Raw genomic sequence first — 24,494 nt, forward strand, 5'->3', positions numbered from 1 at the left:
TTAGTTTTAACTTTTAATAATGCCTTCAATCATATCAAGATCTTTTTGTGTGAACGTTACATCGCTGGTTCGGCTATTTAGAACCACTTGATCTTTCCGCTTTCCTCCTGGAATCACGGCATCAATTCCTTCCTGGGAAAGCAGCCAAGCAAGCGACAAATTCGTCAACGTTGTTTCTTTCTCTTCCGCAAGTTCCTTCAGGCTGCTCACGATTTTTAGGCTCTTTTTAAATGCTTCCTTCTCGAACAACGGCTGGCCTCGTCTCCAATCTCCTTCTGCTAATTTGAAATCGTCCGTGTATTTGCCCCCAAGTAAACCATAGGCAAGTGGACCGTACGGAATAAAGGAAATATTATTTCCTCTAGTGTAAGGTAGTAATTTTTGCTCAGCGGAGCGATCGAGCAGATGGTATGGCGACTGCAGTACGGATATATCCCCATGTACATTTGCCTCTTTAAGTTGCTCCAACGATACGTTGGAAATTCCGATGGCCTTGATTTTTCCTTCCTGCTTGAGTTTCGCGAGTTCACCAATTGCTTCTGCCAACGGTGTTTTATTATCAGGAAAATGAAGGTAGTACAAGTCCACGTAGTCGGTCTTCAATCGATGCAAACTGCTTTCTAGTGCACTACGCAGATATTGAGGTGTATTATCTACAACAACAGATCCATCTGCAAACCAACGTCTTCCGCCCTTTGTCGCAACTACAACATCCTCTCTGTTATATCTTGTGAGCACTTCTCCAATAAGTTCTTCCGAGCGGCCTTTTCCGTAAATATCTGCTGTATCTATGAATGTAATGCCTAGCTGTAATGCTGCATCAACCATCTCGATGCCATCAACTTCATTCAAGTCAGTGAATAAGTTGTGCCCCCCGACTGCATTTGTCCCGAGTCCAATTTCAGATACCTTCAGGTCAGTACCACGCAACTTTTGATATATCATGGTTGTTCTTCACTCCTTTGTTAAACGTTTGCCCTTACACCTGTAATTCTAAAGGTTGTAGTTAAAACGAAAAACAAACATAAAAAGAGTTTCTAATAAAGAAACTCTCTAACGCGACTTTAAATGTTCCAGCTCCAAGGATAGCTGTCTGCTGTAACGCTTGACCATGTTGGATAATGAACGTATTGATCTTCTTCTTATACTCTCCGTATCCCCATGAATAGCTAGTGAACCGATAACACGACCATTTATGTAGACAGGAGCAGCCACACACCGTTTTCCAACATTCGTCTCTTCATCATCGACGGCAAATCCTTGTTCTTTGATTACCTCTAAATGATGTTTAAATAAATCCTTATCATTAAAAGTCTTTCTGGTAATGTTGCTTAACGAAAGCTTCTTCAGGATCTCAGCTTGAAGATCAGACGGTAAATTAGCAAATACAGCTTTTCCAATTGCACTTGTATAAATAGGGGATCGACTACCAATGGCGTTCAAGTCAGGCATCATAGAAGGCGTCAAAATCACATTTTTGATTACAAGCTCTTCGTTTTCAAGTATCCCACGAATACTTTTTCTCCGCTCACTTCAGCCAATCGATAAGGTGTATTAAGGGACGACCACTGAATATCACGGATTATATGTATACGATCGTCAAAGAAAATACTGGGGTTCAAATAATAGTATTTTTCGACTTTTTTGATGTATTGCATTTTTTCCAAAGTAAATAACAGTTTATAGACGGTTGTCTTATTCAAAGATAATTCTTCCATTATCTGACTCATTGAAAGAGAATGCTTTTCACGCAATAAATCAAGAATAATCAGTCCTCTTTTTAACGTCATGAGTTCGTATGACTCCATTTTCATTTCCATCTCGTTTCTCAGTTGAATTATGAAATCTAATATAATGGAATATCAAATCTCTTTCAAATCCTTTGAGGGCAATATGCCAATTAGATATACGCCTAATCGGAAATAGGAACATGTTCTTGCTAATACGGTAATCGGTCTAATTTCTTGTCCTTGGCTCGGGACAAGAACTTGTACCTAAAATAAAAAAGCCGCTAAAATAGCGACTGTAGGACCATTTCGTTTCTTCATGAATCACCTTTTTGTCAAGTTTCATTCGGTTTGCAATAGCTCATTGAATTCGGACAAAGCTTTTTCTATTGTTCTTTTCGTATATTTTTCTAATATGATGTCTTCTTTTACCTCATTCCTTATATTGAAGAACCCAATATTTCGCTCCAGGCTCGCCTTCTTCTACGACAGCCTTCCAGCCTTGCTTTTTATAAAATGTGAGTGCTTTATAATTATCAGAGACACATTTTAATGTAACTGGTGTTCCCAATTCGGCCACAGATTGCTGGAGTAACTGCTTTCCCACCCCTTTGCCGGCAGCACTCGGGTGCACAAACAAATTATGAATAAAGCGGTCAGGTACATAGAGTGACGCAAAACCAAGTACTTCATCGTTTTCCTCTGCCAAAAGAATCTGTTCTTCCGAGGTATCCCGGTCAAAATCGTCAAGTCTCATCTCATTGGCATTAGCCCAGTGAAAGCTCTCCCGCCGGGAATCCAAATAAATTTGTCTCAATTGCGGATAGTCTGTAATACTGGCTTCTCTAATGATCATCCGATCAATCCCCTTTCTTCTCTTATCCATTTAGTTTTTACCAGGAGCCGACGTTTACCATTTGTTTAGCCTGCACACGACCTACCAGTAACAAACCCTCACTGAGGAAGTGTAATAGCAATACAAAAAAATAATACGAGGTAGTACTCCATATCCTTTCCCCCTAATGTAACTAACAACGCTAAAATAAAATAGGTTTTCATAGCATATTTTGATAATCTCAGCTATCATATGCATCCGTTTATTAAGCTTAAAAGAAATTCAATCTTTAGGAAAGTATCTTCGCTTTAAACTCCGATTTCCAGTGATGAGGTACTTTAATATGAACTAAAACACTACTGCACTTTGCATCTCAGAAGCGATACAGTGGATCAACCATAATTATTCCGAGCCTTTAATCATTGAAGAGTTGGCTAAGCCTGTCGTTATTTAGGTTAATCTAGCGTTTCCCGATCTCTTAAGAAATTTAACGTCTTCGCCGTTCAGTGCTCATCCACTCAGGAGTCCAGCTTTGTTCTTTATCATCAATCCGTTTGCCCGGTGGATTAATGGCATCAATAGCATCCAACACATCTGTATCGAGTTTCACCTTAGACCCAGAGATATAGGCTTGTAATTGATCTATGGTACGTGGTCCCCACAGGGTTGATGTGACAAACGGATGACTTTGCGTAAAAGCAATCGCCATGTCCGCTAATGAAATCCCTGCTTCATTTGCTAATTGCTGCAACTTCTCTATGACCTTAAATTTATATTCATTTTCAGCCAATTCGGGATCTAATGTATCTGCATAGCCTTTTAATGTAGCAGCACGTGAATCGCTCTGTGCAGTCTGACCCGCCTTGTATTTTCCAGTTAGTAGGCCACCAGATAAGGGGCTGTACACAAACAGAGATAGGTCATAAAGTTTTGCTATCTCAGCAAGTTCAAATTCCATTCTTCGATTAATCATAGAATATGGCGTTTGCTCGCTTACGAAACGTTGAATATGATATCGATCGCTAATGTTTTGTGCGTGAACAATTTGCCATCCCAGATGATTGGAAGTTCCAATATGATGAATTTTCCCTTCTTTCACCAAGTCGTTTAATGTCACTAGAATCTCTTCGTAAGCAACGAATTCAAAGGGAAGATGAAGTTGATAAAGATCGATATAATCGGTTTGTAAACGTAACAGGCTTTGTTCAACAGCGGTTCGTATCCATCCACGGGAAGCACCATTTTGGTTTATTTTATCAGCAGCTTCCGCTCCGAATTTAGAAGCAACTATGACATTCTGCCGTTTATTCTTAATCGCTTTACCGATAATACGCTCTGATTCCCCTTTTCCGTAGATATTGGATGTATCAATCAAATTGATTCCGAAGTCTAAAGCTTCATCAATGATTTTTATGCTCTCATCTTCACTTGCTCTAGTTCCAAAACTGGATCCGCCTAATGCAAACGCACTGACCTTTGTACCTGTCTTCCCAAGATATCGATATTCCATGGTACCCTCCTAAATGTAGTCAGCTTAAAATAATAAACACGTGTTGATTAAAGCTGTAGAACCTATTATAATTTGGCATTATTGGATGATCAATAAACACATAAGACTACGTGTTGATTAATAGACACGACGTGAAAACTGTTCACAAATCTATACAATTTCAGACTAGGAGAAAAATAGTGATCAAAAATAGCACTGATATGAGAGTGATCCGTAGTCGCACACTAATGGAGAATGCCTTGATATTTATATTAGAAAATGAAGGTATTAAGGGGTTGTCTGTTAAAAACCTTTGTAAAATAGCTGGAATTAATCGAGGAACATTTTATTTGCATTTTAATGATATTTTTCATCTGATAGAGGAAACTGAGTTTGTTCAGGGATTATTGAGTGTATTTGAACCCATCAATCTTCAAGAGTTAATGAGCCACGAGTACGATAATACAGCTTACCCTCCGATCACGAAAGCCTTTCAGTACTTGCATGTTCATGCTAGCTTCTTTAAATCACTAATTTGTTCGGGAGCTCCAACTGAATTAAGAGAGCGACTCCAATATTTGGTGGGCACACGAATGTTTGAAAATTTAACAAAAGATCCAGCCTATATGTTTTCTGACTATGCAATTGCTTATTTAGGAAATGCACAGTTTGGAATTATTCAGCACTGGTTTATGACAAATCGTGAACTTCCACCAGAAGATATAGCGAGGATCTTAACCGCTTTTATCCGCAAATCTCCGTGTCTTGTTTATGAGGGTTACTGAGGAATCTCCAATTTGAAGAGCGCCAGTTCAATTTTTTGAACTGGCGCTCTCATTGTGAATGACTTTAAGACTTAGCATTTTAAGCATTCCAGAAACGGTCCCCACATGACTGATTTCATGCATCACACTCGAAAGAACAAACTCTCCTACGGATTCGGCTTTATAAAAGTTTCCCTCTACAGACACTTCAAGGTATATCATGAATCCGAACTTGCTGCTCCCTCAATTGGGCCAATAATAAATCCATTCAGGAGCGTTTTCCCGCCATTCTGTCGGGATCACTTTTACGCACAAGCACACCTTCACGCCATAAAAATGAATTGTTATCTGCCACTTGAGTAGCTCAAAGTTCGAATTAAGCTGACTGTTTCGGTAATAGGATGAAGCAAGCGCGGACAGACTTGCAATGGGTTAAGCTAGCATCAAATCACCAATGTCAATATCGATTGTCTTTCACGGTTCTACGATGACCCTGAGCTTTACTTGAGTCAGTTCTTGGTTCAGATCACGGTCAGGAGACAGATCAAAAACAGGCAACCTGTCCCGGTTAAAGTGTACTCGGCGAAGACCTACAGATCTCTTGCCAACCGGATTCGGACCGATGCCATGGTACACCAGCATTAGATTGCCGTATTCATCCGTAACAAAGGAGTTGTGTCCTGGGCCGTACTCCTTCTCTACCGATAACGAAGATAATACAGGCGCGTTGCTCTTGACCCAGCTGCCGGGATTCAAGAGATCCGTCCCTCTTTTGGCAGTCAAGGTTCCCACGACATAGGTAGGCTCATTAGCAGACCCACCGGAATATGTAATAAGAATATAATCGTCGGTAACGATACAATACGGGCCTTCATTATTGATCGTATGCCTGTTATTTTCCCAACCATAAAGCGGCCGTGTTATTAACACCGGATCACTGGTCAATTGCCAGGGTCTTGCTGGATCGATCGTAGCGATAAACAGCATGGAACCTGAGTCTTCCGGTGACCAGCGGCGCCAGGACCAGATGACATAAGATCCTCCATCGACTTCCAAGTACGTCATATCGAGTGTAATATCCAATGCCTCGCCGTCCTCGCGAACCGCCCCCAGATACACACCATCCTTATTAACCATGCGAATGGGAAGTTCCCAGTCAGATGCATTGAGGATTCGTCCTTGATTCTTCAGCTTCATAATGTGAGCCTGCGGCCCCCATACCGAACTGCTGACCGCAAAGAAAATGTATAGGTCGTTGCCCACGGCATGAAACTCGGGTGCCCAGAAGGTCTGGGTATATCCTCTGAGCTCATCTTTATCCAAAACGACATGCTCAATGGTATCGGGCGCAAACAGGCCTTGAATGGTATCGGCTTCACGTACATACAGTCCGATATTGCCATTATCATCATTCGTTGCGATAAAATAGTACTTATCCTGCCATCTCAATATGTGAGGATCTGCCCGGTCGACCGCGACGGGAAAAGGATAGAACTGCTGTATGACCGTCCCGGTGATCTCATAACTTCCCGACTGATGAAAGTTGATATCGTCTGTATTCCATTTCACCTGCTTGACTGCCTTCGAGCCATCGGTATATATCGCGGTTGCCGTAATGGCGTGAATGTCATCTATCGTTTTAATTACTGCCGTTTCCGGAACTTCAATAGCTTCATTCATCAACGGCGACCGTCGAAGGAGTAAATTTCTGCCGAAATCACCCTCCACCTCGATCACGTTTGCCTCCACTGCGCCTTCTATATCCGTCCGAACCATATCATGCGCTAACAACCTTCCCGGAACAGGTTCAGAGACGGTTTGTACATCATACAGATCTTCCATGTCATTTCTGTAATATTTGCCGCTATAGTCACACCAATGAATTTCATATTTACCTTTGCTGGAATTATATTTGCACGTCACTTCGCGAACATACGCATCCACTCCGAGATGAACCTGACCAATCTCGGTGAACGAGATCAAATCATTCGTTTTCCATAACAAAATGCAGCCTCTACTCTCATGATCAGCACTGCCATCAGCGTTGATACGAACGGCCACTACACCAAAAGTTCCATCAGTGGCATGGAATAGATATGGATTACGCAGCCCCTTCTCCTTGATCGTATTGTTTGTTGAGATCGTGGCGGTAGCATATAAAATACCAGAATTATAATGAAGAGATTGGTATGTTTTGGAGGGATGACTGCGATAAGCCAGATGAAGACTATAAGCCAGGTAAGTGGAATAGAGCTGTTCATCCTCCATTGGTACTCGAGTATAGGCAAGAACACTCCCAAAATCGTTACCCAGAATCCTTACCTCGAAAGTCTTGGATGCAACAATGGAACCATCCATCCTGAATGAAGACACCAACGAAACGGTTTCACTTCCCCCTTCTGGGGCCAGGATATTTCCGGCAGTGTCAACTAATAGACTCCCGGTCCAGTGGATTGTTCCCAAACCGAATTGACGGTGCAGTGTGTTTCCCGGTACAAGCACATAAGGAATGCTGAAGTTATCGCAGAAATACGCAGCCTGTTCATTTTTGGGAACAACCGGAATCACATAGTCCCTGCGCACACTCTGACCCTTACCGGAAATAGCAGCCTGCAAGGTTACCCGTGCCAACTTCTCGGGTAATGTTACCTTGCCTTCGTTGGTAATGATGGCCGGATGACTGGAAACCCATTTTATAGGCATGCCATTCACCAGAGCTGGAAGCTTAAGCTTATTTTCTGTCAGAATGGCTCCCATCGGGATACAGTCGTTTAGTGCCAATTTATCTAGTAATCCATTCATATCCATGATCGCTTCTATCCCACCCTTCATCCTAATATCGGCAACTCGGCATCATCTCGCGTAAACAACGGAATTTGCTCTAAAGGTGCTTCTACAATAATGGTCTGGCCTCCTTGGAATCTCTCGCTACTATAGGCGTTGATCCAAGCTGACCCTAATGGCAAATACACCGAGCGCTTTCGTTCTCCTTCGAACAGAACGGGAGCAACCAGCAAGTCTGGACCAAACATATACTGATCATCAATATTCCATGCCTCTTCATCCTGAGGAAAGTCGTAGAACAAGGGGCGCATTGGAGGTGTCCCTTGTTCATGAGCCGCCCGCATTATATCGGATATGTAAGGCTTCAGACGCTCACGAAGGTGCAGGTATTTCTTAAAGATTTCGTAGGCTTCATCCCCATAGCTCCATACTTCGTTATCCGATCCGCTTCCGCAAACTCCGCCGCCTTTTGTCCCTGATGGAGCAATAAAGGGTACCCGATCCCCATGCAAGCGAAACACCGGGCATAAGGCACCGTACTGAAACCAGCGAATGATACACTCACGAAAAGAAGAATCCTGCGGATCTCCTCCATGAAATCCACCGATATCTGTTGTCCACCAAGGGATTCCTGCAATGGCCATATTCAGCCCCGCTCTCACTTGCATTCCCAGCACTTTAAAACTGGAGTGTATGTCGCCAGACCACACTAAGGCACCATAACGTTGGCTCCCCGCCCACGCTGTGCGCACGAGATTGATAATATGGGTTTGTCCAGCTGCAGCCATCCCTTCGTACAGAGTTTGGCTGAACTTCTGGGGATAAATATTCCCGACCTGCTGGCTGGAGCCGATGTGATAGCGATAGATATCATGGTCATATACGCTGAGTTCAGGCTCTGCCTCATCCAACCAAAAAATACGAATCCCTTTATCATAATAATTTTTTTTGATCATCTCCCATAAAAATGTACGTGCCTGCGGATGGGTTGCGTCAAAGATAGCATTTTCGCCAAGAAACTGAAACTGCGTGCGAACACCACGATCGGAACGGAGCAAGTAGCCTTTTTCTATCATATACAGATAGTTTTCACTCTCCGTTTGAACGGTAGGCCATACAGAAACCATCAACTCAATGCCCATCTCTTGCAGTTCGCGAACCATAGCTTCTGGATCAGGCCAATACTGCGGGTCGAACTTCCAATCTCCCTGATTGGTCCAATGGAAGAAATCGATTACGATGACGTCAATCGGTAATTCACGGCGCTTGTACTCCCTGGCCACTTGCAGCAATTCCTCCTGGGTACGATAGCGAAGTTTGCACTGCCAAAACCCCATGCCATATTCAGGCATCATCGGAACTCTTCCCGTAACGGCTGAATACGTCTCTTCGATCTCGGCAGGAGTATCACCCGCTGTAATCCAATAATCAAGCTGTTTAGTTGAAGGTGCGTGCCATTGTGTTCCATTCAAGCTGAAATGAACCTCACCAATAGCCGGATTATGCCATAAAAAGCCGTAACCTTCGCTGGATAGAACAAAGGGAACGCTGACCTGGCTGTTGCGATGGGTTAGATCCAAGGTACATCCTTTCAGATTCAAAAAGGTATGCTGGTATTGACCCATGCCAAATAATTTTTCGGATGGTTTCGATTCCAATCGTAATTTAACAGAAAAATCACTGCCGCCCGGAACAGCCTTAAGCTCCCTGCCTCCATATTTTAATTGATATGTTTTTTCCGTTTCTTTCAGTAGTAATTTTCCATCCTGGTTGTAGAACAGAATTTGCCCGCTTCTTTTGATTTCAGCCTTAATCTTCCCATTGACAATCGTAGCAGCCTCTTCGTCGATCATAATTTCGGAGCGGTGCTGAGTCGCAGGCATAAGCGCCCAATCATCATCTGTTATCTCTGCATAAGAAGCCCTGATGCGAAGGGAATCCTCCCCCCAAGGCTCTATCCAAAGTCTCTCGTGATCATACTCTCTGACCAGTCGACCATTTTCAGTACGAAACATACTAGCAAGTCCCTCCCAAGTATTTACATGAACAGTCTAGAATGTTGCTTCGATAATGCGTAGGGGTGTAACCATAAGCTCTTTTAAAGGTTTCCGTAAACCGATTGACATTGCTGAACCCTGTCAAATTCGAGATTTCAACAATTTTCTTATCCGTGGTTTCCAATAAATTCACCGCCTCCAACAATCGGTGCTGATTCAATAATTCCAGTGGAGTCAGATCGAATTGCTTTTTGACAAAGCGGCAAAAATACGATGGATTCATATTCACTTGGTTCGCCATGTCATGAAGCGATATGCGTTTGCTGTAATTTTCCTGAATAAAAGCGAGTAATTTGATGGCCAGCAAGGAGTGATGACTCCCTCTGGCGCGGCCCATCCCTGAATCCATATCTTTTGCACAAACTTCTAGCCGAAACAGAATATCGAACAGCATGGCTTTGATTTTTAATTCATAGCCGGCGGGTTTATTCCAATATACATGGATGATTTCTCTTAATACCGAAAATAACCCCAACTGAGAATCCTTATCTTTCGGGATGACTGAAGGATACTGCCGCTGCTGCAAAAATAAAGAGGAAACATACTTACTTTGAATGATATCGTTTTCAAAGCTGGACAAAAAATTATAGTGAACCAGTACAGCATAAAAGACAATCTCCCCCTGATCCACTCGGCTGGCAGAATGCAGCATATTGGGGGGGATGATTAAAACATCCCCGCTGCTTATCTTTATTTTTTCCTGTCCGATATAGAATTGAGCACTACCCTCTTCGATGATTAAAAATTCCAATTCTTCATTCCAGTGAGAATACAACACAAGGTTGCTAAAGCTTGGCACATACGTCTTGTGAACACTCATACGAAACTGCTTATCGCCATGCTGTATTTTCTCCTTCATGTCCTTTGTTACAAATTTGCCGTTCGAATCTTGTGATTCATAACCTTGATGCTTTTTCATGTGTCACCACTCTCGCAGGATATGCGACTTTAACCTTTCACCGCACCAATCATGACACCCTTCTCGAAGTACTTTTGGATAAAAGGGTATACGACTAGCAGCGGTACTGTAGATACGATAATTACAGCAAATTTGATTTGGTCCGCATACTGCTGCGCATAGCTGCCCGCACCCGCTCCTGCACCGGATCCTGCTCCATCAGCAAACGCTTGATTGGATAACAGAATATTTCGCAGAATGATCTGCAGCGGTTGCAAATGATCAGAGTTAAGATATAACAAAGGGTTAAAGAAGTCGTTCCAATGTCCGACAGCATAATACAAGGCAATGACTGAAATAACCGCCTTTGAAAGCGGAGTGACCACAGAGGCCAGGTACCGAAAATGTGAGCAGCCGTCCAAAAGCGCAGCCTCATGCAGATCATCCGGGATGGAGCTTTCAAAAAAGGTTCTTGTAATAATGAGGTTATAGACGCTGACTGCGCCATTGATAATCATGACCCAAGGCGTGTTGAGTAAGTGCAAATCTCTGAACAGCAGATAAGTAGGAATCATGCCTCCGCTGAAGTACATAGTGAATACAAACAAAGGCATAATGACTTTTCTGGCCCTGAACTCCCTGCGTGAAAGGGAATATGCAGCAGGAATCGTAACCACCAGATTCAATAATGTGCCGAAAACCGTATAAATAATCGTGTTCAAATACCCCTGCCAAATTCGGCTATCCACAAATATTTTCTCGTACCCGTAAAAATTGATTCCTTTGGGGAAGAAGATCACATCACCCTGGTTCACCATCGTTGAATTGCTGAATGAAGCAATAACGATGAAATATAAAGGATACGCTATAACGACAAAGGTAAAGATGCTTATGACGATCACGACCAATCTATATAGCCGATCAGCTATGCCGCCACCCGAATCTAGGACATGAACTTTTTTTGATGTTTTAACGGGTACCACTCCGTCCCCTCCTTTACATTAGACTAATGTTCGAAGACTTCTTGGCGACAGAGTTCGCGAGCATCAAAAACATGAAGTTGACGACCGTATTGAACAAGCCGACCGCTGAACCGAAGCTGTACTGGTTGGATTTCACCCCTACATTAAATACATAAGTAGAGATGACTTCTGATACGGGCTTATTCAGACTATTCTGCATTAGAAAGGTTTTTTCAAAACCCACACTCAGCATGCTGCCCATATTCAGAATAAGCAGAATAATAATCGTTGGCATAATGGCGGGTATTTCTACGTTCCATACAATTTGCCATCGATTAGCACCATCAATTTTGGCCGCATCATACAGCTGCGTCTCTACTGTGGAAAGTGCAGCGATGAAAATAATACTGTTCCAACCGCAAACTTGCCAAATGCCTGATAAGACGTAAACTGGTACAAATGCGGAAGGGTTTCCCAAGAGATTAACATCGGCAGGAACCAAATGAAAAGTTTTCAGAAATAAGTCAAGAACTCCTGTAGAAGGTGAAAGCAGGATTTGAAGCAAAGCCACCATAACTACCGTCGAGATAAAATAAGGCATGTAAACCGTGGTTTGGAGAATGCGCTTGTACTTGTTGTTTTTGATCGAATTAATGACTAGTGCTAACAGAATCGGCATGGGAAAACCAAGCAAGATGGAGAAAAAAGCAATGACGAATGTATTTCTTAGCGTTGGCCAAAACATGGGACTGTTAAAGTATTGTTCAAAATACTTGAATCCGGCCCAATCCCCTCCGGTAAATCCCTTGCTGAAGTCAAAATCCCGAAAGGCGAGCTGTATACCGTACATTGGACCATAGGCAAACACAGCGATATAAATCAAAGCGGGAAGAACCAGTATCCATAATTGATAATTGCCCTTTTGCATCGATTTCATCAGGCGTCCCTCCTACTTAAGCGTAGTCAAATATTCATTGTACGCTCTTTGGCGAATCTCTAAATTCTGGGTAAGTCCAGAATCTTTGACGGACTTTACGTAAGCGTCCCATTCGCTTTCGATGCTCGCGCCGGTGGTCATCCATTGCGCCCATTTCTGATCGGTAATGTTATTGATGTTGGCCTGATTTAAGGCCAAGGTATTAATATCTTCTGTTGTATATTTCATAAAATCCTGTGGATAAACATTGGATTTCGGGTCTGCTTTTTTCAACAGCTCGTCGTATACCGCTTTCTCATCAAGTACGCTTCGCATGTCTGTACCTAAGGTGATTTTATCTTGAATACTGTCAGCAATATAATAAGGGCCGAGATCGGCGAATGTATTGGTCCATTTCCATGATCCGGGGTCTATAGAGGGATCCGCAGGAGGCAGAATTTGATAGGTACCATCACCTTGATCTTGAATCCCTTTGTCTGTGTCATTCATGCCGCCGAATAATACCTGAATACTGACCTCAGGGTCGTAAAATTCGTTAATGAATCGCATCGCGGCTTCTTTATTTTTGGATTTGGCGCTGATGGAAACTGCGTTGTCTCCATAATTTTGCGTGTAATGGTCATAACTCCAATAAAGTTCATTTGTAGAATCGGCATGATGCTTTAATTGCGGCAGCGTGATATATTGATCTTTCAACACACTGCCAAACCGATCTCCCGTCTCCCATCCCCACGTAAATCCAATCTTCGCCGCGTTGCCATTACCTCTGCCCAGCGATTGATATTTTGAGTAATCCTGTGTAATGGTTTCTTTGTTGATCAGATTTTGACTGTATAAGCGTTGAAGAAACATAACCAATGTCTTGAAGCGTTCATCGACAAAAAAGTTCTTGACCTCGGCATTTTCCACGAAATAGCCGTTTGGCGAATCTTCAGACAGCGGTAATCCCAGACTTCCCAGCAGAAGCTTGGCAGAGAAACCTACCGGCATGCCGCTAAAATCCATAGGTATTTCATCCGTTGAATCACCGTTCTGATTGGGGTCCCCATCACGGAAGGCAACGAGTACACTTTCGAGCTCGTCCCAGGTTGTTGGAGGCTCCAATCCGAGATTGTCCAGCCACGTTTTATTAATGAACATGGACGCGATATTATCGGGCCAGATCCCTTTATATCGCGGAATACCGTAGATTTTGCCGTCACTTTCAGCTGCGAGCGTCTTTAGCTCTGGATGCTCATCAAACATTTTTTTAACATTGGGGGCCTCTTGCTCAATCAATGAACTCATATCTTCAAATAGTCCGTTGAATTGTACGAAATCACTGTCGGCTGTTGCATTGAACAATAGATCCGGAACTTGCCCGCTGGCAAATAGTGCGCTTTTTTTCTGATCCCAATCCGCAGTAATCTGCTGCCAATCAATTTCTACATTCGCTTTATCTTCCAGATCTTTAAGCCATTTCATCTGATTGACGTCCTTTGTCAGTGAATGCTTCACAATAATAGCCGTTAATTTGGTCTTGCCTGATGAACCATCCTCACCAGAATCCGTACGACTGCTCTGACACCCTGCCAGTACCAAGGACACCATGGAAATTGCCAATAAAGCATGCCTAAAAATCCGCTTTTTCATTACATTGACCCCTCTCTTCATGAATAGCAATATTTGAGCTCATCCGAAAAGATTTTTTCGTACAGACCATCTAAAAAAGGTTCAATTATATGTTTGCGCTTTCAATTAGGTGATTCATTGACAAATGTCTGGCCAGATCATTTACCCAACGTTATCATCATTATAGAGTGCCGTAATCTAGTTTGTCTCATTGTATAATAGCCAATCATCATCGTATTTTGACTTTTTTTGCATGTTAAAGGTGAGCATTAAGGGAATAGGATTTTAGTTTGCAAAAGCTACTCTAGTTCTCCCATGCCACCGACTATGCTTAAATTTCACACTCCTATATAGGTAGCAGCATAGAATAAACTAAATACTAGGCCATAAAGGAGAATGAGTATGAACCAGAAATTTCCCCTTTATGACCCGTTGTACAGTTCCATGAAGAAAGGTTGGAATGTCAACGATCAGGGTTATCAGCCTCAGCATGATCACAGGCATCATAACGTTAATTATTCTACTGAATAATTAGAATTAAGAGATTATGGACCACGACCACTTGTCATTAATATTGACCAGGCAGCTAAATATAATCAGACGTACCGCACTGCTCTATGGACAGAAAAAAACTTCCAGATTACTCTGATGAGTATTCAGGTTGGTGAAGATATAGGGTTGGAGGTACATCCGATGACTGATCAGTTCATCCGCATTGAAGAAGGCCGGGGACTTGTTCGAATGGGAGATCAGAAAGAGAGGTTGGACTTTCAAGTGATGGGCTATAATGACTAAGCGATTATGATTTCTGCTGGAAAATGGCATAATGTGACCAACATGGGCCGAACACCGCTCAAATTATAGTGATATACGCTCCGCCTCAGCATCCCTATGCAACAGTTCAGTGATACCAAACAAAGCTGTAAAGGTAGACCTGACTTGACACATTTCATCAGCGTTTCCAGTGAGCCAACTTCAATGAAGTTCTTTCGCAAAATTCCCGCACTGTCAAGCCACTCCTCCAGCACCTTTCGGAAAGGGCAATAACCGTGGAGAAGTCATCCACGATCCGGGTTTACCGATGCAGCCTGCTGAGCAACTTGGTCGTGACTTATTCGTAAGCAAATATACCGACTACTGTCTCGATATGAAAAGAAATGGGAAGGTTTGTCCGGCCGCGGATTGAACGACACGGCTACAGAAGCGCCTAGTGGGACCTAGACCGTTGGCAAGAATTTAAAGTACACTCGGTTCATTATTATGTGGGTCCCCTATTTATGACGTTTAAGAGGTGACGGAAGCACAACAGGCTTTAAGTTCTCACTGATGCTAACCTTCAAGGGGAACTGGGACAATTTTTTCTCTCCTTCTTTATTGCTACCATTTTTTTAGAAGGTACTGCTTATTCCTGCAAATGATATTGAAGTAATTGCCCATTTCAAAAAAATTCGTAGGGGTTGCATATCGTTCATAGAAAAACCCGGCTCTTCAAATTTCCATTGAAGGAGGCCGGGTTTCTTTGTTAAAGCAGGCTTGTAAACGTTCGCCAGAGTTTGGCATATCATATCCTCAACGCTTAACTGGTTCCATAATAATCAATTCTTGCTTTGAGCAGGCATTCCTCAAGTCCGCCAATGACAATATCCATCGGCACCGCAAGCATCAGATTCAGCGGCAGATCAAAATTCTCCACATGCATGCCGTCACTATACAATTCTGTAGTCGGATCTATAGAGGCCCTAAGCCGTTCACTCATACTCCGGCCATCCGCAATATATCCATACAGCTTTTTCCCGAGCGCATATCCAAGTCCGCATTCGAATACCGTACCGGAATCCGGCTCAGCACCGCGAAAAGGGTTCAGATTGGCCATAACAATATCCGCCTCACGGATCAGACCATCATTAGCGTGAAAAATCATTGCAGCCGTTTCCTTTTGCCCCAGATTGTCATAGTTCTCTTTATCCAGTGGAAAAAGCCCTTCAAACCCATATCTGCGGCAGCTTTCCCGCATCCTCCGCCCCTCCTCTACTGCATCGGGACGGAATACGTGAAAGCCAGCCAGATATATGGACGGCAGACCGAACGCCTGCCAGGTCAGCGCACAAGGATACAGAGTCTTTCCCAGAACAGCCTGCTGTGCGGCTTCCTTACTGCCGAATACGTAGCTCTCTACATCAGCAATGCCTCCGGACTCCCGGTTGACAGCCCTGACACTGCCATCGTAAGGATACTGTAAATAAAATGTCTGTCCGCCAAAAACGCGGGCCTTGCACCTGGCAACAACGCCTGCAATGACAATATATTGTTCAGATTCCCCAGAGACCTGCTCTTCCATTGATAAAACTCCTTTCGGACTACTTCTGCTCCAGCAGTGAAAACACCATTTCTCGGAACAATTCCAGATCTGCCTCCATACATACTTCCGCATTAGGCTCTTTGTTCAGAATGCCGTTCTGGTCGACCAGGCTGTATCCTTTGGTCAGCTCACTTTTATGTTCGACATCAATATAAAAACGGTTCGAACGTGCCATAACCCGGTTGTCGATCGCCATAGCTACCGTAAGTGTATCCGGGTGGGAGATTCTGCGTCCGCCGCCCCGCTTCAGTCCCAGCTCCATGCCTGTCTTCAGCACCTTCATATAAAAGTCGGCAAAGCAGGTATTCATGGCCTCGATCTTCCGAAAATGCTCCTCTACCATCACCGGATTCCGCTGACATACATCCCATCCGACCATTGTGAGATTAAAGCCGGCGTGAACAACAATATGAGCGGCCTCGGGATCCACTAGAAAATTAAATTCGGCAGCCGGACTGTCATTACCCATGAAATTGTTCGCCCCGCCCATCACCCATAAATGCTTCAGCTTTCCGGCAATAGAGGGATCGAGTGAATAAGCTAGTGCCAGGTTAGTAAGCGGCGCCTGTGCAATCATCTCGATTTCACCGGGGTACTCATTGATCAGACGGACAATAGCCAGAGCTGCATGCTCTTGCTCGGGCTTAAGCCCAGGTTCAGGAAAATTTGCTCCGCCCATTCCGTCTGAGCCGTGAATATGCTCTGCGGTGAACAGTTCCCTCATCAGCGGCTTGGCTGCTCCGGAATAGACTTTGACACCCGGGCGTTCCGCGATCTCCAGTGTGGTCAGCGCATTACGTGTGCACAGCGACAGGGGAACATTTCCCGCTACAGTTGTAATCGCTTTAACTTCAACATCCGGCCAGCGGAGCGCCAGCAGCAGTGCAGTACAATCATCGCCGGCTGTATCGGTATCTATCATAAGAATTTTACGTGTACTCATTTCTCACACTCCTGTTGATGATCTCATTCTGCACTCTGGATAGCCTATATTCCCGCTCTGACAGCTACATGGGGCAGCGCCCTGCCACTTTCGTAGAGAATCTTCTCTTCATCCATGGTCAGGATTTGACGATCCTTCATCACGATTTCACCGTTAATAACCGAATCGCGGACATCACTGCCGTTCACGGATTCGACAATCGTAGGGATCATCCGATGAGTCGGACTGATATGAGGCTGATTGATGTCAATTAGGATCAGGTCCGCTTTTTTGCCGACCTCAATCGTGCCGATTTGATCCTCAATTTGCAGCGCCTGTGCGCCGCCGATCGTAGCCATCCGGATCAGCTCATGTGCAGGAATAACAACCGGATCAAAAATCGGCAACCCCCAGAAGGCATGAAGTCCGGAACGGAATACACGCATTTCATCAAACAGGCTGAGGCTTGAGCCTGCCGCTCCGTCGCTGCCCATTCCAATGGAAAGCCCCTGCTGCATCAACGTAGGTGTTTTTGGAAAGCCATGACTGCCAAAATTGCTCCTCGGACAGTGAACAACCTTGACTCCACGCTCCTTCATCAGGGCAATCTCGCCGTCGGAGAGGACAACATTGTGTGCCGCCAGCATATTAGGGCCGAGTGCGCCGAACTGGTCGAATACCTCTGCCGGTCTCTTCTGGTAGTTCTGCAGACAGTAGCTGACCTCATCCCGGTGTTCCGCGAGGTGAACATGCAGCCCGGCGTTATACTCTCTGGCCTTATCTGCCATTAAAGTGATTAAAGCCGGTGTACTCGTCATGACCTGCCGCAGTGCAAACCAGATACGCAGCCGTCCTTCCCCGGCACCATTATAAGCACAGTACAGCTCTTCGATCCGCGAAGCGGCCTCCTCCGGCGAAGATGCCAGCATCGAGTCAGGTATGAACGGGCCTGTATCCATAGTAGAACATGTAATAGCCGCTCTGAGTCCTGATTCAATCGTCGCTTCGGCCACCTTGTGCATATGTACCCCGCCGGACTCGGCGAAGGACGTGGTGCCCGATTTGAGCATCTCCAGACAGCTTATCTGTGCACCCAGGTAAGTAACCTCTTCACTGAGGCTGCTCTCAAACGGCACAAGAATCCGCGACCAGATCATCGGATATTCGCCGAGAGTCCGGCCCCGCAGGAATTGCTGGCAGGTATGCGTATGGGCATCCACCAGTCCGGGCATAAGCAGCTTGCCCCTACCTTTCAGAACCTCCTTCGGCTCGTACTTGTCCTTGATCTCTTCTGCCTTGCCAATCGCAATAATCAGGGTATCCCGGATGGCAACGGACTGGTTGTCCAGAATATCGAATTCAGGTGTCATGAAGCTGCAATCTGTAATTAATAAATCTGCCAGTTCTCTCATAAGCAATCCCTTTCTTGTTCAGAATATTGAGCTTACATCAGGACTTCATTACTTCACTCCGCCTTCCGTCAGGCCTTGCACAATATATTTCTGGAAATACAGCACCAGCACCAGAACAGGAATGCAGGAGATTACCCCGGCCGGGAACATCAGTTCATAGGCGATGCGATCCTGGCCGATAAATTCGCTAATACGGGACGGAAGCGTTCTGCTTCCGGAATCGGTAAGGACTGAAGCGAGCAGAAATTCATTCCACGCTCCGATGAAGACAAATACTCCAGTAGCTGTAAGGCCCGTCGCTGACAGCGGCAGCATAATCCTGAAGATGGACTGCAGACGTGTACAGCCGTCTATCCGGGAAGCCTCCTCGATTTCATGCGGCAGAGACTGCAAAAAGGAGTAATACATCCATACGACATAGGGCAGCGAAAAAGTAATGTACGCCAGTACGAGGCCTTGGAAGGTGTACAGCAAGCCGCTCATCCGCATCAAGATAAACAACGGAATCAGTAAAGCCATCTGCGGCAGCATTTGCGAACCGAGTATTGTCAGAAACACAGCCTTTCTGCCGGGAAACTTCAGTCTAGCGAATACATAGGACGCGAACACGCCCAGAACGAGAGACAGCAGAGTTGTAAACCCGGCAACGATCAGACTGTTCCATACCGCAGTCATAAACGAACCGTTCTCAAACAAGTTGGCATAATATTTAAACGTAAGCTTCTCCGGGATGATGACAGGCGGGCGCGACAGCAGTTCTACAGGCAGCTTCACGCTGGACAGCACCAGCCACAGAAAGGGAAAAAGCACATATAACATCAGACTGAGCGAAATGACCCGAACCAGAATGCCTTTGAGAGCACGCCGGAGGGTACGTCTGGGCGTTGCTGTGTAATTCATGTTCTGTACCTCCTCGTTATTAGCTGTGCAGTCCGTTACTTCCCGATCATCTTCAGCACGTTAGCTTCGGCAGCTTTCAGTGCTTCTTCAGGAGTTTCCCGGCCGGCAACGGCAGCCGAAATATGTCTGGACACTTCAGTGGAAATCGCAGCGGCCTTTTCATGCTTGAACATTCCGTAAGGGTACTCCATTTGCTCCGCTACAGATGCAAAATGAGGATTAGCTTCCTGCACCTCAGTATCCTGGAGCGCAACATTATCCGCAGGAATCCGGCCTATGCCGATTGCCATCGCTTTTTCCTGTTCCGTAGAAGTTACGAATTTGATGTATTCCATCGCCTGCTCCTTATTCTTCGAGCTTGCCGGAATCGCAAGGCCGCCTGTCTCGGCATAGGAGGCAGTCTTAAGCTCCGCTCCAGGTACCAGGGCTACCCCAACCTGTCCTGTAATCTTGGAGGTTTCCGGATTGTTGGCCAAAGGATAGGTATGCGGGGCATTCATCATCATGGCAATTGTCCCTTGTGCAAAAGCATCGGCTAATGGTGCTGTGCTGTCATACTGCACTGATTGCGGACTGATGATCTTGCTTTTCAAATTCATATCCGCCATGAACTGAAGTGCCCGCACCCCCTCCGGACTGTTAAAGGTCGGAATATCCTGTTCCTCATCCCAGAATTCCCCGCCCTCAGATCGCAGATGAACAATAAACGGTGTATAGGAGAAGGTTTCGCCCCAAGGTTCGGCATACGGTGTGATTCCCTTGGCCTTCAGCTTCTCGGCAACAGCGGTAAATTCGGCCCAGGTTGACGGAGGATTCTCTATGCCTGCCTCAGCAAACAGCTCCTTGTTGTAGTAGAACTGCCACGGCCACAAGTAGCGGGGAAATCCATAGATTTGTCCGTCATTCATCATTGGAGTGAAATAGTTATCGGAAATGTTAGCTTTCATATCTTCTGTAATGAGATCATCCAGTGGCGTAAGAAAGCCTTTCGGAGCAAATTCAGCTACAAAATCATCACGGACATGTACAATGTCATATTCTGTGCTTCCGCCCGCGAAGGCGGTGGCCAACTTGTCATGCTGCTCGGTAAAGTTAACCACTTCATAATTGACTTTAATGCCAGAGACCTGCTCAAATTCCTTAGCCTGATCCTGCCAGAACTGGTCTCCGACGTACAAAACGGTAATCTCTCCTTTGTCACCGTCAGCCGCTGCGCCTGCTTCGCCGTTCTCTCCAGCATTTGATCCGCTGCAGCCCGAGACCACTGTTACCAATGCCAATCCTGCAATTGCCAGGGATTTCTTCAGTTTCCACCATTCCTTTTTCATCCTGCAATCTCCTCTCGTATCCATGAATTCTTGATTAATTCTCTACTTTCAGTGTTTTCATATAGAAAAAGGTGAATATCAGAGTCAAAATCGTAATGCAGTAGCTGATTGCGGCTCCATAGCCTAGATCGAAGTTGCGGAATGCCTGTTCATAAGCGAAAACGTTAAGGGTCATAGTGCTGTCCTGAGGCCCGCCTTTGGTAAGCAGCCAGATCAGGTCGAATACCCGTAAGGTCCACATCGTCTCAATGACGAGCAGTACCATGATGACAGGTTTGATATGAGGCAGAATGATATGATAGAAAGCGGTTATTGGGCCGCCGCCATCCACTTTGGACGCTTCGTGCAGCTCTCTGGGAATGGATTGCATGGCTGCCAGCAGCAGCAAGGCGACATAGGGGACACTTTTCCATATATCCGCGAACAAAACTGCCGACATGGCTGTATGTTCGTTGACCAGCCACATTTGATATTCATCAATAAAGCCAAGCTTCAGCAGTACCTCGTTAAAGATGCCGTAGTCTCCGCTATACATCCATTGCCACATCAGGGAATTGACAACATTGGACAGTGCCCAGGGAATCAGGAAGATCCTTTTGAAAAAACCTGCCCCCCATAACCCGAAATATATCGTCAGTGAGATGCCGAAGGCGATGGCCAGAGTGGCTACGACCTTGGTGACAGTGAAGAACACTGTGTTGGATAGTACATTCAGAAAACGGGCGTCGGAAAGAAGCTGCATGTAATTACTCAGTCCGACAAAATCATAGGTCATATTGCCTTGCGTAAAAGCTACCTTGCTGAAGGAGATGAACAGTGCGTAAAGCATCGGCACAAATACTGTTAACAAAATAAGTGTTAACGTAGGCATTAAATACAGATAGGCTGTCGAAGTGTCACTCAGACGATCCAGCCTGTCCAGCAGTCCGCCTTTCCTCATCCCTCTATCCTTCTTCTCCTGTTCCCGGCCTCGTCCAAAAATCATCAGAAAACGGTTTGCCTTATCCATATGTTCTCCTTCCTGCTGCAGCCCCTGTATCCTCCGGGAGCAGTTCTAATTTTCCGTGATTTGGGCCTCATAAACCCACTTGGAGCCTAACTTCAACGAAAGTGTCTGGGCAGCCTTTCTGCAAAATTCATGACATTTCTTCATCTTGTCCTCCATCCGGAACTGGGGGCCAAGCACGGATATCGAGGCAACAACCTGGTTCTCATGATTTCTTACAGGAAAAGCGATGCCTACCGAGCCCATATCCACTTCCTGAAAAGTCCAGCTGTAGTCCTGCTTACGGATTTGAGCGAGGGCTTCACGAAGGGTATCCGGGTCGGTCTCCGTGAAAGGAGAAAATGCATGAAGGCCGGCGGCAATGATCTCCTCCTGCTCCGACTCTGGTAAAAAGGCCATAAGCAGCTTGGTCGGGGCTCCGCCATAGAGCGGAACTCTCTTTCCAAGCTGGGAGGTTGACTTGATCGATTCGTGACTCTCGAATTTCTCTATACATACGCCTGAGTGTCCGTCCACTACCGTCAACAGCACGGTTTCTCCCGTCTGTTCGGCCAGCGTTTTCAGCTCCGGCTTGGCCAGGGCAGGAAGGTTCATACCGCGGGCTACCACCATTCCCAGTTCGAACAGCTTCAAACCGAGGGAGTATTTTTTGTTCACAGAATTCTGGGTAACATATCCACGTTCCTCCAAAGTAGAGAGCATGCGGTGAATCACACTTTTATAACAGTCCAGTTCCTCGCTCAGTTCTGTTACTCCCCATTCCGGCTTGGCATCAGTAAAACATTCGAGCAGCAGCAGCATACGGTTCGCTGTTTCGAGCTTGGGCTTCGTTTTTGGCTTAGATTCTGCTTTCATCAGTAACCACCTCTTTACAGTCTATTGTTCTCATTTGCAGAACATCGTTCTTTTTTATAAAGAAAAAAATTTGAAACGAGATTTTATGTAACTTAATATCACATAAAAGTGATGCTTTAGTTATATTTATTCTGATTTGTTCATAATTATAGCAAGGAATAAGCACTTTGCAAGCTTAAAATTTAAAATTAATTAATAATTTGTAAATATAGTTGACATGCTAATAACACGTAACGATTAATGTGACTTTATTACTGATAGTTATGTTTAATTTCATTTAATATCAAGGCTTAATCTCAACTCCGGTCGCGACCCATTTTTTCTCTCTTAACTTTAAAGCATTAAGGCAACCCTTTCGCGGAATCCCCAGTCTACCTGATCATATTGATGAGTAACATACACTTTGGCGTACAGGTACAGATGCAACGGCAAGTGAATGCCGATTGAACTATGTTCGGGTTGGTAAGTGTAGTCCGAGGCTCACAACGGTCTCTGAACAAGATTAATCGAATGATATACATTTTCAATCATGTACCTGGGGTATTCCGCCTGAGTATCAACGCGATTGACGTGCTCTCAAACCCTCAGTGACTTGCCGCACATTTATAATGTTTTATACGGTTCTGAGAAGCACAGTTTTTTAAAACCCTTACAGCTGGGCTTACTTCCATGCTGACATTTCTGGTTTTCTGCTAAGCGTAATTTTCGGGATAGAAGAACGTTATTTTGTTTTTTTAACAGCATGGCGGTAATATTTTATGACTCTTCTATACATTGTCTTGTCCTTTAATTGGTTGAAAATATAAGGGTCCGGTTTGGCGTTCACTTCAATAATCCAAGGCTTCATTTTCCGGTCCAGCCCAATATCAACGCCGATCTGCTTAAGATAGGGGTATTTTTTCTTCATGTGGCTTGCAATACGTAATCCAAGCTCATTCATCTCCTGGATGAGTTCATTTCTGCGTTTCAGAGATGCATGAGATTCCAGCAATGTGTGAACATCCATTGGTTTACCACCACTGTGATAATTGGTCACGATTTTTTTGGGATGACCGAGCCGACCGATGATTCCCGTAGCCTCCCACTGATTATTGGGACTTAACTGTATCATGACTCTGATATCAAAACGCCGCTTGTTATGCTTCAGAAGGTCAATTCCTCTCTGAATGAGATAGCTTCTTTTATGCATCAAACGTACAAGACTTGCATGGAACGAGTCAAAGTTATCAAACGACAGTCGTTTTTGTTCAATCTGATAGGCAAAGTTCTGAGGACTCAACATTTCCGCCTTTATGACACCCATTCCGTAAGTGCCAATCTCGGGTTTAATATAAACCATACCGTATCTGCTGATCATGGACCACAGGTTGGCTTTGTTATATCGCTGCGTATCAGGTATGAATGGTTTGATAGAACCATTATTGAGGATCACTTTTGTTTTCAACCATTTGCTGCTTAACGGCTTCAATTTATCAACCCCCATATATCAATTCTTCCTTCAACAACTGAATCAAGCCCTACTGTATCATCAAGATCATGCATTATATGTAGTACCGATAAAACAACCCTAAACAATTGCCCTTGTTCGTAAAAATGGTGTATTCGCACATGCCCTGACCAAACCATTTTTGCACACATATCATGAACA

General features: G+C 44.7%; 20 protein-coding genes and 1 pseudogene. 2 read left to right on the top strand and 19 right to left on the bottom strand.

The window, feature by feature from the left end; translation table 11 throughout:
* Window positions 1-6: 6 nt before the first annotated feature.
* The 5 genes from F4V51_RS14985 to F4V51_RS15005 all read right to left on the bottom strand — a co-directional run bounded on the left by F4V51_RS14985 (window position 7) and on the right by F4V51_RS15005 (window position 4,072).
* A complete protein-coding gene (locus tag F4V51_RS14985) occupies window positions 7-945 on the bottom strand; it encodes an aldo/keto reductase (protein WP_153978608.1) in 939 nt (312 codons plus the stop codon).
* A gap of 108 nt (window positions 946-1,053) precedes the next feature.
* Entirely contained in the window at window positions 1,054-1,443 is a 390-nt protein-coding gene (locus F4V51_RS14990; protein WP_162009938.1) for an IclR family transcriptional regulator, read from the bottom strand.
* Window positions 1,444-1,481: 38 nt separating this feature from the next.
* Window positions 1,482-1,790 (bottom strand): helix-turn-helix domain-containing protein, encoded by a 309-nt coding sequence (locus tag F4V51_RS14995; RefSeq protein WP_162009939.1) that lies wholly within the window; start codon window positions 1,788-1,790, stop codon window positions 1,482-1,484.
* Between the two features lie 370 nt (window positions 1,791-2,160).
* Window positions 2,161-2,583, bottom strand: coding sequence for a GNAT family N-acetyltransferase (locus tag F4V51_RS15000; protein ID WP_153978611.1), 423 nt, complete (start codon window positions 2,581-2,583; stop codon window positions 2,161-2,163).
* A 466-nt stretch (window positions 2,584-3,049) separates the two neighbouring features.
* The gene (locus tag F4V51_RS15005) at window positions 3,050-4,072 is read right to left on the bottom strand and encodes an aldo/keto reductase (RefSeq protein ID WP_153978612.1); all 1,023 of its coding nucleotides are present in this window, start codon (window positions 4,070-4,072) and stop codon (window positions 3,050-3,052) included.
* A gap of 179 nt (window positions 4,073-4,251) precedes the next feature.
* Here F4V51_RS15005 and F4V51_RS15010 point away from each other — a divergent pair, with 179 nt between their 5' ends.
* On the top strand, window positions 4,252-4,836 hold the full coding sequence (locus F4V51_RS15010) for a TetR/AcrR family transcriptional regulator (protein ID WP_236146558.1): 585 nt from the start codon (window positions 4,252-4,254) through the stop codon (window positions 4,834-4,836).
* 453 nt (window positions 4,837-5,289) lie between these two features.
* Here F4V51_RS15010 and F4V51_RS15015 read toward each other — a convergent pair whose 3' ends face one another.
* From F4V51_RS15015 to F4V51_RS15040, 6 genes are all read right to left on the bottom strand, one after another.
* Complete coding sequence (locus F4V51_RS15015; protein WP_162009940.1) at window positions 5,290-7,623, bottom strand: family 43 glycosylhydrolase; 2,334 nt, start codon at window positions 7,621-7,623, stop codon at window positions 5,290-5,292.
* 20 nt (window positions 7,624-7,643) lie between these two features.
* Window positions 7,644-9,614 carry a glycoside hydrolase family 31 protein gene (locus tag F4V51_RS15020; protein ID WP_153978614.1) on the bottom strand — a complete coding sequence of 657 codons (1,971 nt, stop codon included), beginning with the start codon at window positions 9,612-9,614 and terminating at the stop codon, window positions 7,644-7,646.
* A 1-nt stretch (window position 9,615) separates the two neighbouring features.
* Window positions 9,616-10,575 (bottom strand): AraC family transcriptional regulator, encoded by a 960-nt coding sequence (locus tag F4V51_RS15025; RefSeq protein ID WP_153978615.1) that lies wholly within the window; start codon window positions 10,573-10,575, stop codon window positions 9,616-9,618.
* Window positions 10,576-10,604: 29 nt separating this feature from the next.
* A complete protein-coding gene (locus F4V51_RS15030) occupies window positions 10,605-11,483 on the bottom strand; it encodes a carbohydrate ABC transporter permease (protein ID WP_236146809.1) in 879 nt (292 codons plus the stop codon).
* A 67-nt stretch (window positions 11,484-11,550) separates the two neighbouring features.
* A complete protein-coding gene (locus tag F4V51_RS15035; RefSeq protein ID WP_153978617.1) occupies window positions 11,551-12,453 on the bottom strand; it encodes an ABC transporter permease in 903 nt (300 codons plus the stop codon).
* Window positions 12,454-12,465: 12 nt separating this feature from the next.
* Entirely contained in the window at window positions 12,466-14,085 is a 1,620-nt protein-coding gene (locus F4V51_RS15040) for an extracellular solute-binding protein (RefSeq protein WP_153978618.1), read from the bottom strand.
* Window positions 14,086-14,598: 513 nt separating this feature from the next.
* Here F4V51_RS15040 and F4V51_RS15045 point away from each other — a divergent pair.
* Window positions 14,599-14,972, top strand: a pseudogene (locus F4V51_RS15045) (cupin domain-containing protein); the annotation flags it as partial.
* 668 nt (window positions 14,973-15,640) lie between these two features.
* Here F4V51_RS15045 and F4V51_RS15050 read toward each other — a convergent pair.
* The 8 genes from F4V51_RS15050 to F4V51_RS15085 form a co-directional block, all read right to left on the bottom strand.
* Window positions 15,641-16,402 carry a nucleoside 2-deoxyribosyltransferase gene (locus tag F4V51_RS15050; RefSeq protein WP_201281152.1) on the bottom strand — a complete coding sequence of 254 codons (762 nt, stop codon included), beginning with the start codon at window positions 16,400-16,402 and terminating at the stop codon, window positions 15,641-15,643.
* Between the two features lie 19 nt (window positions 16,403-16,421).
* Window positions 16,422-17,366, bottom strand: coding sequence for a nucleoside hydrolase (locus tag F4V51_RS15055; protein ID WP_153978619.1), 945 nt, complete (start codon window positions 17,364-17,366; stop codon window positions 16,422-16,424).
* A gap of 44 nt (window positions 17,367-17,410) precedes the next feature.
* Window positions 17,411-18,757, bottom strand: coding sequence for an amidohydrolase family protein (locus F4V51_RS15060; RefSeq protein WP_153978620.1), 1,347 nt, complete (start codon window positions 18,755-18,757; stop codon window positions 17,411-17,413).
* Window positions 18,758-18,805: 48 nt separating this feature from the next.
* Window positions 18,806-19,657, bottom strand: coding sequence for a carbohydrate ABC transporter permease (locus F4V51_RS15065; protein ID WP_153978621.1), 852 nt, complete (start codon window positions 19,655-19,657; stop codon window positions 18,806-18,808).
* A 35-nt stretch (window positions 19,658-19,692) separates the two neighbouring features.
* Entirely contained in the window at window positions 19,693-20,985 is a 1,293-nt protein-coding gene (locus F4V51_RS15070; protein WP_162009941.1) for an ABC transporter substrate-binding protein, read from the bottom strand.
* Between the two features lie 34 nt (window positions 20,986-21,019).
* Window positions 21,020-21,994, bottom strand: a complete 975-nt coding sequence (locus F4V51_RS15075) for a carbohydrate ABC transporter permease (protein WP_153978623.1) — start codon at window positions 21,992-21,994, stop codon at window positions 21,020-21,022.
* 45 nt (window positions 21,995-22,039) lie between these two features.
* Complete coding sequence (locus tag F4V51_RS15080; protein WP_153978624.1) at window positions 22,040-22,846, bottom strand: IclR family transcriptional regulator; 807 nt, start codon at window positions 22,844-22,846, stop codon at window positions 22,040-22,042.
* Window positions 22,847-23,567: 721 nt separating this feature from the next.
* Window positions 23,568-24,329 (bottom strand): YheC/YheD family protein, encoded by a 762-nt coding sequence (locus F4V51_RS15085; protein ID WP_153978625.1) that lies wholly within the window; start codon window positions 24,327-24,329, stop codon window positions 23,568-23,570.
* Window positions 24,330-24,494 lie beyond the last annotated feature (165 nt).

It is taken from the genome of Paenibacillus xylanilyticus, from assembly GCF_009664365.1.
Taxonomy (GTDB): Bacteria; Bacillota; Bacilli; order Paenibacillales; family Paenibacillaceae; genus Paenibacillus; species Paenibacillus xylanilyticus_A.